The following is a 12,687-nucleotide window of genomic DNA, read 5'->3' on the forward strand; positions in this document are numbered from 1 at the left end:
GTGAAGATCTACCCGTACAAGAGGCTCAATCGGCCGGTCACGCTCCGGGTGACATCGGTCGCCCTGAAGCTCTCCGACGGCACACGTGACCAGCTGGAGACCACTGCATATTCGACCCAACAGCAGGCCGTGGCACTCGGTATCGCGGGTCACACCGACTGGCTGAGCGCCACGATCGGCCTCTCCGTGACACTCCCGCCCGGAGCGAACGCGCCGGACGCGGCCTGGTCCGATCTGCGTGTGCTCGCCGTACTGACCGACGGTGAGACCAACGTCCGCACCTCCACCGACCTCGTACGGGACACGGAGGACGGCCGGGACTGGTCGGGCTCACTGGAGGTGATCCGTGACAACCATTTGAGCCGGGCCTCCCTCGCCGCGCATGCCGTGGGGACGGTGGATGGAGTGCGCGGACGGTCGATCGCAGAGACGGACCGAAGCTGGATCATCGACACGGTATCGGACGAACCCGTCCGTGGACTCCAACTGGACGTCCAGAAAGCCTCGTTCAGTAAGAGTTCCAGGGCGTGGCTGCACGCCTACGCCGACGTGCCCTGGATCGTGGACACGTCGGCTCGGGTCCCCACGGTGTTCGTGAACACCGATGTCGAGGGAGTCCTCGGGTTGTTGGACAGCAGCGGCTCAGGAGTGGACAGCAAGGTGCGTGACCTTCTCGTCGCTCAGATGGCCACCGATGTCTGGACCGCGGTGTTCCACGGTGCCATCGGTGATCTGGAGGTGGAACCCGACGGCGGACCGGTCTTCCCGACGGACTGGCAGGGCGATGTGCTGCGGGAGATGCTCCCGGACGTGGTTCCCGGTGTTCATGTCGAGGAGGCCCTACGACAGGTCCATCGCCGGCGCACCGGCGACTCGGGTTGGGTGGAGCTTCAGACCCGCATCCACTATGCGGCGTCCCGTCGTGCCGATGCGACCAAAGCCCTTGCCTACACCATCCGCAGTCTGGAACAGATGAACCGAGAGAGTGAGACGTGATCACCCAACCGAACCACGTACCGGAGCGCTTGGCACTTCTCGCTACCTCGGCCGTCGATCCGTTCCTCACCGAGGAACTGCTCAAGGGTGAACAGGTCCACGGTGGTATAGAGCTCGCCAAGGTTGTCGAACCGCTCCCCGAGGACGACGCCAGGTGGTCGGTCGAGCCTGTCCGAAGTCTGGTCGACGACGCCATGTTCGAGTTCCGCGAGGACCGCACCCGAGCCGATGCGTGGCTCGCACCCCGGCTTCATGCCACACTGCGCCTGACGCGGCGTGAGGCGGCGGACAAGCGTCTGTGGAATCACATCGCCGTGGCGGTGGCCCCCGACTACGTCGTCTGGCGTCATCTGCCGGAGACGACGGCGAACCGGCCGGTGAGGCGTGTCGCCGCGGACCGCTTCCGGGGTCCGGCGGACCGCCAGTGCTTCTCCCGTCTGTGGTGGGCGGCCGAACTCTTCCGGAACGGGCCGGACTATGAGCCCGTCGAGGTCGCCTGCGGCAACCAGGACCTCATCCACACGGTGCTGCGGACGGATGTGATCGACCACCGTCCCACCGCCCAAGCGCTGGTTCGCCTCCTGAAGAACGGGCAGGTGACCACCGGTCGAGAGATCAACGGCCTCAGCGTGGCGATCAGTGCGGCGGGAGCGACCCTGGCTTACGACGCTCTCGCAGCGGACGGCCCTCGCGATCCAGGCCCGCTGCGGCAATGGATCGAGGAGGCGGAAACGGCGCCCCCGGTCGCGCGACATGTACTCCCGGAGGGGCCGGACGAGGATCCCGTCCCGGAGGAGTCCGTGACCGCGCTCGCCGTCTACTTCGCCGACCTCTTCGAGACCGCGCCGGTCAGAGGCAGGAATAGCGAGGACCGATTCGGAAGCTCCTGAGCTACCGCGGCGACGTCTTCTTCTTGCGCGGGAGAGAGACCGAGCGGGGCGGCGCCTGGTCCTGGGGGCGCGGGCAGCGGGCAGTGCAGTCGTCCGCAGCCCCGCAACCCTGACTTCGTAGCTTTGCGCGCTGCTCCTCCGTGGCCGGCTGCCACGGTGTCCTCAGTGCGTGAGGAGCCGGCGCGGGAAGTCCGAGTGCGGCGCTCAACAGGTGTGCGCCGAACAGGGGTGGTACGGCGTTGCCCACTTGCTGGGCCTGTGCCGTACCGGACCAAGGGTAGTCCGGAGGGAAACTCTGAAGCATTCCCGCCTCGTTCATGCTGAAGCGGGAGCCCTCGTAGACGATGTTGTCATCGAGGTGTTCGAAGACCACGAAGCGGGAGATACGGCCGGTGACGGTGGCGGCCGGCTGCTGGTCGGTTCGTACACCGCGGCGCCCCGGGTGCCCGGAGCTGCCGTAGTTCGAGCGAACGAGGAAAGGAACTTTGCGTCCCGGGTGCGCGCCCACCGGGCCGGCCAATGCCTCGGCCATCGAGGTCCAGTGTTCCAACTCGCCGTCTTCCTCCCGGCGTTTCCGAGGCTCCGGGGCGCTCTCCCCGTCAAGGGTCGGCTGATGGATCTGAGCCGCGCTCCTGTCGTTCCCCCGACTCCACTCCTTCGCCTCGTAGGCACGGTGGGTCGGCGCGGGCAGCGCGGGTTCACCGAGCCCCTCGCGGCGAGCGATCAGCACGGCTCGAGATCGCGTCTGCGGCACTCCATAGGTCTCGGTGTCGAGGACATCGACGACGACCTCGTACTTGGTGCCGTCGGGGAGGCCGGTGTTCTCCAGCACCAAGGCGTAGTGGTGCCAGAGCGCTTCGACCGCGGGAACCTGCTCCAGCACGATGACGTCGTACGGTCGGTTGCCGCGGTTCGGGCTCCTGGTTGCTTGGATCGCGTACCGGAGGGGCTCGAGGACCAACGCGGTGCGCGGATCGCTGAGCTTCTTCAGCTCCTTGTCGATCTCTTCGTCGGAGTCGCCAGCCATGAGTCGTTCGATGTAGCCCTTGACCTCCTCCAAGGCCTTTCGGCCGGCGCCACCCCCGGCAACCGAGTACGTCTGGCATGGCGGGCCACCGGCGAGCACGTTGATCTCCGGGGGCAGGGACTCGAAGGCGTCCCTGCGTACCGAGCTGACGTCGGCGTGGAGCGTGTCCAGTCCGGCCGCGTATCGCGTCAGACAGGCGCTTTTGTCCCACTCGATGCCGAGACTCGGGATGTCGAGCACGTGCCCGGCGACATCCAGCCCTCCTGGTCCCGCGAAGAGATCCAGGACAAAGGGCTTGTCGAGGACGGAATGGTGTGGCGCCGAGCTGGTCATGTGGCGGAAGTCTAGCCGGCAGCGGAGGCTTCGAGGTCCCCGCTCAGCGCTTCGGCGAAGGCCCGCCCCAGTGCCTCTCCGACGGGCGGGGGCGTGGCGTGCCCGATCTGGCGGTACCGCGCGGTCTTGAGCCCGGCAATTGCCCATGATTCGGGAAAACCCTGCAACAACGCCGCCTGTTCGGCCGTGATTTTCACCATGTTGTCTCTGCCGAGTTCGGGATCCCAGATGAATTCCGGGCCGGGAACCGTATCGCCCAGCGTGTGGGCGTTGACACCCATGGTCGCCCACGTCCGCTTGGCGCCGGTCGGCCCCAGGTCAGCGCCCCCTCGGTTCTTCGAGCCTCCGACCAGGGTCGGAGCCGGTCGGTCGGCTTGGGCGGCCCAGCGGGCGGCGTCCCGCCAACCGCGCGAGGCCATGGACGGCCCCAGTGCGGCGCCGACCGTCGTGGGCTCTCGCACGGTCGCCGTCGGCGGTCGGAACGCCCTGGCCCGATGCCGTTCGACGGCCACCAGGACGCCCTGCTTGCGGCTCTGCGGTACGCCGAAGTCGACGGCGTTCATGACGAACCAGCTGAACTCGTATCCCAGGTGGGCCAGTTCGGCCCGGGCGAAATCGCGGAGACGCCGGTATTCGTCGGAGTGGGCGAGCCCGGGAACGTTCTCTATGAGTACTGCCCGGGGCCGGATCGCATGGACGAGATAGACAGCGGCCTCCAACAGCCGCTCCTCCGTGCTGGAATCCGCCCGTCCCACGGTCGCACTCGACTTCACCCGTGGCAGGCCGGCCGCGAGGAGATCCACGTCATAGCTCACGCGGTGTTCGGCCGGGTCGAAGTCCAGCAGGTCGGTGTGCAGCACGTTCCACCGCGGCCGATTGGTCCGCAGAGTAGTGACGGCGGCCTCGTCCTCGTCCAATAACAGGCGCGGCTCGAACCCCGCCCGCTCGAGTCCGTGAGCAAGTCCTCCAGCCCCGGAGCACACGTCCACGAAGGTGAGTCCGCTCACTCTTCTTCCCCCCTGGTTCGGTCCGATCGGCGCCGCTGCACGGCTGCCGCCACCTGTACGGCCACCTCTTCGGGAGCTTCGTGCTCCCAGAACCGCAGTACGGTCCACCCCGCTGTGACCAGATGCTCCGTCGTTTCCCGGTCGCGGGCCATGTTCCGGTCCAGCTTCGTACGCCACCACTCCGCGTTGGCCTTCGGGTGCGTTGCGTGGTGGGGGCAGCCGTGCCAGAAGCAGCCATCGATGAGGACCGCGACCTTGACTCGTGGGAACGCCACGTCGATGCGTCGTCGGGGCAGTCCCGGCACGGGATACTCCACGCGGTACCGCATCCCGGCGGCGTGCAGCAACCGCCGCACGGCCAGCTCGACAGCGGTGTCCTTGCTCGCCTGCCTGCTCATGCGGGCCGAGACGCCGGGAGACGAAGGCGTCATGCTGTTCACTGTCGAGCCTCACGCATGCGTGTCGTCACGGTCGTTGATCGCTGCTTTCGGGCATCGGCTGATCTGTACCGATCACTCATGGCGATACGTTCTGTTCTAGCAGTAGCCACTGACGTACGAAGGGCTTTTGGCGCAAGCTGATCGTTTCGGGCTGTCGGGGCGCCCGCTTCCTTGCCAGTCTCGCGCTTCCGCCGTGCGCTGTGCGGCTGTCCGGATGTGACGGGCTCGTCAGCGTCTCGCGCACGCCGGGTCGGTTCAGCGGCGACCTGCCGGTGGCCGTGGTGCCCCTCGGCGCTCGGATCTCAGACAGTACTGCCGTGACACTGGCCGTACGCCTGCCCCGACCCGCACCAGCACCCCGCCCCCCGCTGCGGCGGCCAGGCAACCGCCCGCCCCCGGGCCGCCAGCGTCGTCGCGTACTGCGGCAGGAGCGTCGTGTCGTCCGGGGGCGAGCCCTCCGAGGCTGCGAAGGCCTCGTAGGACGGGACCGTGCCGGTGACGATGCCCAGGTTCGGGGTGCCGGAGGCGGAGAGTTCGCGGAGGGACTGCTCTATCGAGGAGAGGTGGTCGGCGTGGGAGGGGTACTCCGACGTGAGGGTCGGGTACGCCTCCAGGAGTTCCGTGAGCTCCGGTGCCGGCCAGTGCAGGACCGCCACCGGGAAGGGGCGGGACAGGGCCGCCCGGTACGCGCCCAGTTCCGCTCGCAGGCGCAGGATCTCCGCTTCCAGTTCCGCCGGGTTCTCCGAGCCCAGGGACCATACGCGCTTGGGGTCGTGGAGTTCGTCCAGGGTGATCGGGAGGGAGTGGACGGTGTCCGCCAGGGCGTCCCACTCGTCGTGGGACTTGCCGAGCATGCGCCGTACGCGGTGGCGGCCGAAGAGGAGGGGGTGGGTGGCGTAGGGGGGCTCCGCGACGTCCGTCAGGAGGCGGCGTACGGCCTCGGTGAAGGTGTCGTGGGCCGCTTCCAGTTCGTCGTGGGATTCCAGGGACTCCGCGACGATCACCCAGGGGGCCGGATCCTCGGGGGACGCCACCCGGACGCCCTCGATGATCGCGCGGGCCTCGGCCTCGTGGCCGTACTCCCAGAGGTTGGAGGCCTTGAGCGCCCGTACCAGGTGGGGGTTCTCCAGGCCGTCGGGGGAGGAGAGCAGGCGGTCGTAGAGCGTGGTCGCGGTGGGGCGGTCGCCGGAGAGTTCCAGGTGGGCCGCTGCCCGCAGCAGCAGGGCCTCGGCGTCCTCGGGATACAGGCCGGCGGTCCGCTCCAGGCGTGCCGCCTCGGCGGTGTGGTCGACGTTTTCGGCAGGCGTGTCGGGGCGCATGGGGGACACCGTACTGCCGACAGGTGACGAACGTGAGAGATGTGCAGGCCAGGCCCGATATCGAGGGCCTCAGGGGTCTCTCGCGCTCGTCACCCGGGGGCTGCGGCTCGCCCCGAACCGCCTGTCGGCGTCGGCCTACCGCGTCACACCGTCGATGTGCAGGGTTTGAACCGACTTCGCCGCGAAGGGGACGCTGACCGACTTGCCGGACAGGCGGATGTCCGAGCGGGCCGTGTAGAGGTCGCCGCCGCCGGTCGTGACCGTGTTCCAGCGGGGGACCAGGCCTCCTGAGCCGCCCGTCACCGTCGAGAAGCGGGAGAGGTCGAAGGTGAGGGTCTGGGCGGATGTGGAGGTGTTCACCGCGACGATCACCAGGCGGCGGGACGCCGCGTCGTACGCCGCCACCGCGTAGCTCACGCCCGTGTCCAGGATCGTCATGCCGGGGCGGATGTGGCGGCTGAACTGGGCCAGTACGTAGTGCTTGGTCTGGACGGTCGTCGGCTGGAGGGTGTCCTTGTCGTAGGCGATCATCGCCCAGCCCGCCGTCGGGTCCATGACCTGCCAGTAGCACCAGGCCGTGGGGTGCAGCCAGCGGAAGTCGTAGCAGAGGTTCGAGGCCATGGTCAGGCCGGTGCCGTCGCTGTCGCCCGTCTCGGAGTTCCACAGCTTCTTGCGGGAGGTGGTGACGACGTCCGTGTAGAGGAGGTCGCGGCGGCCGCCCGAGCCCTGGTAGCCGTGCACGTTGACCTGGGAGACCAGGCCCTTGGTCGTCGAGTTGAAGGACGACCACGTGGAGCGGGCCGTGTCGTAGTTCGTCTCGTCCGAGGCGGCGATGCGAAGGCTCGTGAGGCCGCGTTTGTCCAGTTCGCTGCGCATGTGGGGGAGGACGGCCGCCTGGACCGCCGGGTCCATGTGGCAGCCCTCCTGGGTGCCGGTCGCGGTCCACCAGGTGGAGGCCGGCTCGTTGAAGGGGTCGACGGTCGCGAAGTTCACGCCCCAGTTGTTCTTCGCGTGCAGGGCCGTCGCCGCCAGGTGGGAGGCGTGCTGGCGGTAGTTCCAGGTCTGGAGGTTGTTGCCGCCGCCCGACGCGCCCGAGGGGTTGTGGTTGTTGCACATCCACCACATCGGGGAGTTGGCGAACAGTTCGGTGATCGCGCCCCGCTGCGTCGCCTTCACCAGCATCGCGCGCTGGTTGGCGTCCGCAGTCCACTTCCACGCCGAGGAGGTGGGGTCCTCGTTGTTCCAGTCCTGCCAGAAACCCTCGATCTGCTTGAAGGCCGGGATGTTGGGCGACTCGACCATCGTCTCGCCGCCGACGCTGTTCCAGCTGCACGCGCCGAGGTTGTAGCGGGCGATGTTGAGGCCCAGGCCGGGCAGGGAACGGCCGTTGTACGTCACGGGCTTGGTGGTGAAGAACAGATCGGCGAAGTCGTCCCGGGCGCCGAAGACGTTGGCCCACCAGGCGAGGGAGGTGCCCCAGCCCTCCCAGGTGCCGTACGTCGTCGACGGGTTGACGGCGATGGTGGCGTCCGCGCGCGCGGTGCCCGTCGCCAGGGCGCTGCCGAGGAACGTACCGCCTGCTGCGGCCAGCAGACTTCTGCGTCGGATCACGGCTCCTCCGTAAGGGAGTTGAGGGCGCACGCCGGTCCCCGGCCCGGCGCCGCAGGGGTGTCCCGTTGTCGGGTGACGAGAAGCATCGGGCGTGGCGGGTGGGTTGTCGAGAGTTCTGACGAACCTTCCTCAAACCCGTGTACGAAGTCGCGGGCCCGTCGGTGGGGTGATCCTGTATAACGAACAACAGGGCATGCACACGGAGGAGAGGAGGGGCGGCTCATGAACCGGAGCTGGGCGACGACGCTCCGCCGAATTCCCTCGCAAGCGCGGCTGCGTCCCGCTCTCGCGCTGCTCTTCCTGCTCGCCGGGGTGGCGCTGCTCGACACCGGCAGCCTCTCCGCCACCGTCGCCCTCGCCGCGACCGCCGCCGCCTCGTCCGCCCTGGCACTCTGCGCCCTCGTCGCCTCGCGCTGCGCGCCCGCCGTGCCGCGTACCCGCGTGCGGACGGCCATCCGCGACCGGGACCGGCGTACGGCCTTCCTGCCGCAACGCGATCCCGACGCCCGGGGGCGTACCCGTCCCCGAGCACCCGGCCACGCCCTCCGGACGACCGTCGCGTAGGGGCCACCACCACACCTGAAGTGACCCCGCGCGGGTCGTCATGCCGTCCTGATCCGTTCCGGCACGACGAGACCCCCGGAGGGCTCACCCATGTCCGTCTTCGCCAGCCTGGTCGAGCACCTTGCCGACCTGCTCCAGCCGCTGTTCGGCGCCTCGGCGACCGCCGCGGCGATCGTCCTGTTCACCGCGCTCGTACGCCTCCTCGTCCACCCCCTGTCCCGGGCCGCCGCGCGCGGCCAGAAGGCCAGGACCGCGCTCCAGCCGAAGATCGCCGAGCTGCGGAGGAAACACGGGAAGAACCCCGAGAGGCTCCAGCGGGCCGTGCTGGAACTGCACGCCGAGGAGAAGGTGTCGCCGCTGGCCGGCTGTCTGCCCGGACTGCTCCAGGCGCCCGCGTTCTTCCTGCTCTACCACCTGTTCTCCAGCGACACGATCGGCGGCGAGGCCAACGGGCTGCTCGCGCACCGGCTGTTCGCGGCGCCGCTGGGGGAGCGGTGGGCGGACGCGCTCCAGGGCGGTGCCCTCGGTGGCGCGGGCCTCGTCTACGCCGGGCTGTTCGTGGTCGTCGGATGCGTCGCCGCGTTCGGTTACCGGCTCAGCAGGCGCATGATGGCCGCGAACCCGGCCGCCCAGGCCGGTGCGGGGGAGCAGCTGCCCGGGCTGGGGGCGGTGACCAGGGTGCTGCCCTTCATGTCGTTCTTCACGCTCGTCACCGTGGCCGTCGTACCGCTGGCCGCCGCCCTGTACGTCGTGACCAGTACGACGTGGAGTGTCGTGGAGCGGGCCGCGCTGTACCGGTGACCGGGCGGTCGGGGTCCAGTACGTGAACGGGTGTTGCGGAGTGGACTCCCAGCTTGGAGGATCGACCAGTCCTCCGATGGCTGCCCCGCCGCATCCGGGTCGCGCGCATCGGTCGGGCGCCCGCGATCGAGGGAGACTGATCATGAAGCTGCTGCGAGTCGGTACGGCGGGGTCGGAGCGGCCCGCTCTGCTCGACGCCGACGGGACCCTGCGGGACCTGTCGGGCCTCGTCCCGGACGTCGACGGCGCGCTGCTCGCCGACGAGGAGGCCCTCGGCCGGGTGCGGGCCGCCGCCGACGCCGGTGATCTGCCGGTACTGGACGCCACCGGGCTGCGGGTCGGGCCGCCGCTCGGGCGGATCGGCAAGATCGTCTGCATCGGGCTGAACTACCACGACCATGCCCGCGAGACCGGTGCGGAGCCGCCCGCCGAGCCGGTCCTCTTCATGAAGGCACCGGACACCGTGGTCGGGCCGAACGACACGGTCCTCGTGCCGCGACGGTCCCTCAAGACCGACTGGGAGGTCGAGCTGGCCGTCGTCATCGGACGTACGGCCAGGTACCTCGGGTCCGCGGAGGAAGGGCTCGCCCATGTCGCCGGGTACGCCGTGGCGCATGACGTGTCCGAGCGGGAGTTCCAGATCGAGCGGGGCGGGACCTGGGACAAGGGCAAGAACTGCGAGACGTTCAATCCGCTGGGGCCGTGGCTGGTGACGGGGGACGAGGTGCGCGATCCGCAGGACCTGTCGCTGAAGCTGTGGGTCAACGGGGAGTTGAAGCAGGACGGGACGACGGCCGAGCAGATCTTCCCGGTGGGGGAGGTCGTGCGGTATCTCAGCGGGTTCATGACGCTGTACCCCGGTGATGTCATCAACACGGGGACGCCGGCGGGGGTCGCCCTGGGGGCGCCCGAGCCCAAGCCGTTCCTGCGGGCCGGGGATGTCGTGGAGCTGGAGATCGAGGGGCTCGGGCGGCAGCGGCAGGAGTTCAAGGACGCGTAGGCGCTCCGCTGGGTGAGCCGGGGAACTGCGGTCCGTTTTCGGCTGCGGGCCGTCCGTGGCCGGTCGCGCAGTTCCCCGCGCCCCTGAAGGAACGTCAGTCCAGCAGAGCCGCCAGGTCGCGCCACGCCTTCCTCGGGAGGTCGTTCCGCGGTTCGCCGGTCAGGACCTGGAGGGCCACGTGGTCCGCTCCCGCCTCGAAGAAGGCGTCGATCTTGGCGCGGATCGCCGTGTCGTCGCCCCAGGCGAAGAGGGCGTCGACCAGGCGGTCGCTGCCGCCGTCCTCGAGGTCGTCCTCGGTGAAACCGTGCCGGAGGAAGTTGTTGGTGTAGTTCGCCAGTGGCAGGTAGATCTCCAGGAACTCCCGGGCCACGGCGCGGGCGCGGGCGGGGTCCGTCTCCTGGATGACGCCCAGTTCCGGGGCGAGCAGCGGGGCCTCGCCCAGAATCTCGCGGGCGTGCGCGGTGTGCTCCGGGGTGACCAGGTACGGGATCGAGCCCGCCGCCCGGTCGCGGGCCAGCCGCAGCGACTTCGGGCCCAGGGCGGCCAGGAGGCGGCGGTCCGCCGGCACTCCGGCGGCGTCCAGGCCGTCGAGGTGGCCGACCAGAGCCGAGTAGGGGCGGGCGTACTGCTCCACCCGCTTGGCGTGGCTCACTCCGAGGCCCAGCAGGAACCGCCCGGGGTGAGTCGACTCCAGCTCCGCGAAGGCCGTGGCGGCGGCGTCCGGCTCGTGCTGCCAGATGCTCTGGATGCTGGTGCCGACCGTGAGCTTCGAGGTCGCCTCGATCAGCGGGGCGGCGTGGGCGGCGGAGCTGTTGCCGCCCAGCCACACGGCGCCGTAGCCGAGTTCCTCCAGTTCGGCGGCGGTCTCCGCCAGTTCGCCGCGCCGGTCCGGGTCCTCCGAGCGCAGGCCTACGCTCCAGATGCCGTACCGGTCGACGGTCTCCTTCAAAGGGGTGGTCATGGTTCGGGATCCCTCCGGTCGGAACGCCGCGCTCGATCACGCGTACGCGGGTGCCAACCGGAGGGAGCCGGTGATGATTCCGGCGTGGCCTACTGGTTCAGGAACCGCTCCAGCGCTTCCACCACGAGCCGGTGGTCCTGGAGTTGCGGCAGCCCGGACACCGTCACCGCGCCGATCACGCCCACGCCCTCGACGGTGATCGGGAACGAGCCGCCGTGGGCCGCGTAGGTGTCGGGGTCGAGGCGCGAGGACTCCTCGAACGTGCTGCCCTTGGCGCGGAAACGGGCGCCGACCAGGTAGGAGGCGGAGCCGTAGCGCTCGACCACCCGGCGCTTGCGGGCGATCCAGGCGTCGTTGTCCGGGCTGGAGCCGGGCAGCGCCGCGTGGAAGAGCTGCTGGCCGGAGCGGTGGATGTCGATGGCGACCGGGGCCTGCCGCTCCCGGGCCAGCTCGACGAGGAGCGAGCCGAGCGCCCAGGCGTCGTCGTGGGTGAACCGGCGGAACACCAGGAGGCGTTCCTGCTTCTCCAGCTCCTCCAGGCTCGGGGTGAGCTCGGGGTGGAACTTCGGGGTGAGCCCCTGGCTGTGGGAGGGGTTGCTCTTACGGGTCACAGCGTCACCGTCACCTTCTCGCGGGCCGAACGTCCGGCGGCCTCCAGTACGTCCAGGGCGGCGGCCGCCTCCCGCGCGGTCACCGGGTTCGTGGCGCCCTCCAGCAGGGCCTTCGCCACGGCCGCATAGTAAGCGGGGTAGTCGCCCGGGAGGGTGGGTTCGGGGCGGCCCCCACCGGTGACCGGGGACTCGCAGGAGCCCACGCGGCCCCACAGCGACTCGGGCTCCACGCCCCAGTCCGGGCCGGGGCGCAGTCCGTCCCGGAGCGCCGCCTCCTGGGGGTCCAGTCCGTACTTGACGTAGCCGGCGGTCGAGCCCAGGACGCGGAAGCGGGGGCCGAGTTGGGCGGTCGTCGCGGAGACGTAGAGGTGGGAGCGGACGCCGTTGGCGTGGGTGAGCGCGATGAACGTGTCGTCGTCCGTCTCGGCGCCCGGGCGGCGGATGTCCGTCTCCGCGTAGACGGAGGCCGCCGGGCCGAAGAGGGCCAGGGCCTGGTCGACGACATGGCTGCCGAGGTCGTAGAGCAGACCTCCGATCTCTGCGGGGTCGCCCGACTCGCGCCAGCCGCCCTTCGGCTTCGGACGCCAGCGCTCGAAGCGGGACTCGAAGCGCAGGACGTCACCCAACGCGCCCTCGTCCAGCAGCTTGCGCAGGGTGAGGAAGTCGTTGTCCCAGCGGCGGTTCTGGAAGACGGAGAGGAGCAGTCCGTGCTCCTCGGCGAGGGCTGCCAGCTCGCGGGCCTCGGCGGCCGTGCCCGCGACCGGCTTGTCGACGACGACCGGCAGACCGGCCTTCAGCGCGGTCGTCGCGAGCGGTACGTGCGTCTTGTTGGGGGACGCCACGACGATCAGGTCCAGCTCGTCGGCCCGGCCGAACAACTCGTCCGGGGTGGCGGCGAGGCGTACGTCCGGGAACTCGGCACGGGCCTGCTGCCGCCGTTCCGGGTTCGAGGTGACCACCGTGTCGAGGGCGAGGCCCTCCGTGGCGGCGATCAGCGGGGCGTGGAAGACGGAGCCGGCGAGGCCGTAGCCGACGAGGCCGACGCGGAGGGGCGAGCCGGAGGCTGTGCCGAGGGGTGTGCCAGTCATGCCACCCACTTTCGCAACGCTGTTGCCAAAGTGCAAGCG

At 69.9% G+C, this 12,687-nt stretch carries 13 protein-coding genes; 5 read left to right on the forward strand and 8 right to left on the reverse strand.

The features are described 5' to 3' along the window. Together QNO09_RS28445 and QNO09_RS28450 are read left to right on the forward strand one after the other, a co-directional pair. Positions 1–996 carry a hypothetical protein gene (locus QNO09_RS28445; RefSeq protein ID WP_283973111.1) on the forward strand — a complete coding sequence of 332 codons (996 nt, stop codon included), beginning with the start codon at positions 1–3 and terminating at the stop codon, positions 994–996. Beyond that, positions 993–1,886: a DUF6339 family protein gene (locus QNO09_RS28450; protein WP_283973112.1), complete on the forward strand. Its 894-nt coding sequence runs from the start codon at positions 993–995 to the stop codon at positions 1,884–1,886. Before QNO09_RS28445 ends, QNO09_RS28450 begins: the two co-directional genes overlap by 4 nt. 1 nt (position 1,887) lies before the next feature. Here QNO09_RS28450 and QNO09_RS28455 read toward each other — a convergent pair whose 3' ends face one another. The 5 genes from QNO09_RS28455 to QNO09_RS28475 all read right to left on the reverse strand — a co-directional run bounded on the left by QNO09_RS28455 (position 1,888) and on the right by QNO09_RS28475 (position 7,623). Next, the gene (locus QNO09_RS28455; protein ID WP_283973113.1) at positions 1,888–3,246 is read right to left on the reverse strand and encodes a DNA cytosine methyltransferase; all 1,359 of its coding nucleotides are present in this window, start codon (positions 3,244–3,246) and stop codon (positions 1,888–1,890) included. An 11-nt stretch (positions 3,247–3,257) separates the two neighbouring features. Then, positions 3,258–4,253 carry a DNA cytosine methyltransferase gene (locus QNO09_RS28460; RefSeq protein ID WP_283973114.1) on the reverse strand — a complete coding sequence of 332 codons (996 nt, stop codon included), beginning with the start codon at positions 4,251–4,253 and terminating at the stop codon, positions 3,258–3,260. Beyond that, on the reverse strand, positions 4,250–4,651 hold the full coding sequence (locus QNO09_RS28465) for a very short patch repair endonuclease (protein WP_283973171.1): 402 nt from the start codon (positions 4,649–4,651) through the stop codon (positions 4,250–4,252). Before QNO09_RS28465 ends, QNO09_RS28460 begins: the two co-directional genes overlap by 4 nt. A gap of 344 nt (positions 4,652–4,995) precedes the next feature. After that, positions 4,996–6,012, reverse strand: coding sequence for an SEC-C domain-containing protein (locus QNO09_RS28470; protein WP_283973115.1), 1,017 nt, complete (start codon positions 6,010–6,012; stop codon positions 4,996–4,998). Positions 6,013–6,147: 135 nt separating this feature from the next. Beyond that, positions 6,148–7,623 (reverse strand): glycoside hydrolase, encoded by a 1,476-nt coding sequence (locus QNO09_RS28475; protein WP_283973116.1) that lies wholly within the window; start codon positions 7,621–7,623, stop codon positions 6,148–6,150. Positions 7,624–7,845: 222 nt separating this feature from the next. Between QNO09_RS28475 and QNO09_RS28480 the strand changes: the two genes are divergently transcribed. The 3 genes from QNO09_RS28480 to QNO09_RS28490 all read left to right on the forward strand — a co-directional run bounded on the left by QNO09_RS28480 (position 7,846) and on the right by QNO09_RS28490 (position 9,988). Continuing rightward, a complete protein-coding gene (locus QNO09_RS28480) occupies positions 7,846–8,187 on the forward strand; it encodes a DUF6412 domain-containing protein (protein ID WP_283973117.1) in 342 nt (113 codons plus the stop codon). A gap of 90 nt (positions 8,188–8,277) precedes the next feature. Further along, positions 8,278–8,988 carry a YidC/Oxa1 family membrane protein insertase gene (locus QNO09_RS28485; RefSeq protein WP_283973118.1) on the forward strand — a complete coding sequence of 237 codons (711 nt, stop codon included), beginning with the start codon at positions 8,278–8,280 and terminating at the stop codon, positions 8,986–8,988. 142 nt (positions 8,989–9,130) lie between these two features. Beyond that, positions 9,131–9,988, forward strand: a complete 858-nt coding sequence (locus tag QNO09_RS28490; RefSeq protein WP_283973119.1) for a fumarylacetoacetate hydrolase family protein — start codon at positions 9,131–9,133, stop codon at positions 9,986–9,988. A gap of 94 nt (positions 9,989–10,082) precedes the next feature. Here QNO09_RS28490 and QNO09_RS28495 read toward each other — a convergent pair whose 3' ends face one another. The 3 genes from QNO09_RS28495 to QNO09_RS28505 all read right to left on the reverse strand — a co-directional run bounded on the left by QNO09_RS28495 (position 10,083) and on the right by QNO09_RS28505 (position 12,648). After that, entirely contained in the window at positions 10,083–10,949 is an 867-nt protein-coding gene (locus tag QNO09_RS28495) for an LLM class F420-dependent oxidoreductase (protein ID WP_283973120.1), read from the reverse strand. Between the two features lie 89 nt (positions 10,950–11,038). Then, positions 11,039–11,560: a heme-degrading domain-containing protein gene (locus QNO09_RS28500; RefSeq protein WP_283973121.1), complete on the reverse strand. Its 522-nt coding sequence runs from the start codon at positions 11,558–11,560 to the stop codon at positions 11,039–11,041. Further along, positions 11,557–12,648 (reverse strand): Gfo/Idh/MocA family protein, encoded by a 1,092-nt coding sequence (locus tag QNO09_RS28505; protein WP_283973122.1) that lies wholly within the window; start codon positions 12,646–12,648, stop codon positions 11,557–11,559. The genes QNO09_RS28500 and QNO09_RS28505 overlap by 4 nt, the downstream gene beginning before the upstream one ends. Between the last annotated feature and the right edge of the window lie 39 nt (positions 12,649–12,687).

Source organism: Streptomyces sp. 378 (assembly GCF_030124145.1).
Lineage (GTDB): Bacteria > Actinomycetota > Actinomycetes > Streptomycetales > Streptomycetaceae > Streptomyces.

Coding starts and splice junctions, on each gene's coding strand:
- QNO09_RS28465 (WP_283973171.1), bottom strand. CDS start 4,651: ATGAGCAGGCAGGCGAGCAAGGACACCGCTGTCGAGCTGGCCGTGCGG.
- QNO09_RS28505 (WP_283973122.1), bottom strand. CDS start 12,648: ATGACTGGCACACCCCTCGGCACAGCCTCCGGCTCGCCCCTCCGCGTC.
- QNO09_RS28490 (WP_283973119.1), top strand. CDS start 9,131: ATGAAGCTGCTGCGAGTCGGTACGGCGGGGTCGGAGCGGCCCGCTCTG.
- QNO09_RS28455 (WP_283973113.1), bottom strand. CDS start 3,246: ATGACCAGCTCGGCGCCACACCATTCCGTCCTCGACAAGCCCTTTGTC.
- QNO09_RS28485 (WP_283973118.1), top strand. CDS start 8,278: ATGTCCGTCTTCGCCAGCCTGGTCGAGCACCTTGCCGACCTGCTCCAG.
- QNO09_RS28470 (WP_283973115.1), bottom strand. CDS start 6,012: ATGCGCCCCGACACGCCTGCCGAAAACGTCGACCACACCGCCGAGGCG.
- QNO09_RS28480 (WP_283973117.1), top strand. CDS start 7,846: ATGAACCGGAGCTGGGCGACGACGCTCCGCCGAATTCCCTCGCAAGCG.
- QNO09_RS28495 (WP_283973120.1), bottom strand. CDS start 10,949: ATGACCACCCCTTTGAAGGAGACCGTCGACCGGTACGGCATCTGGAGC.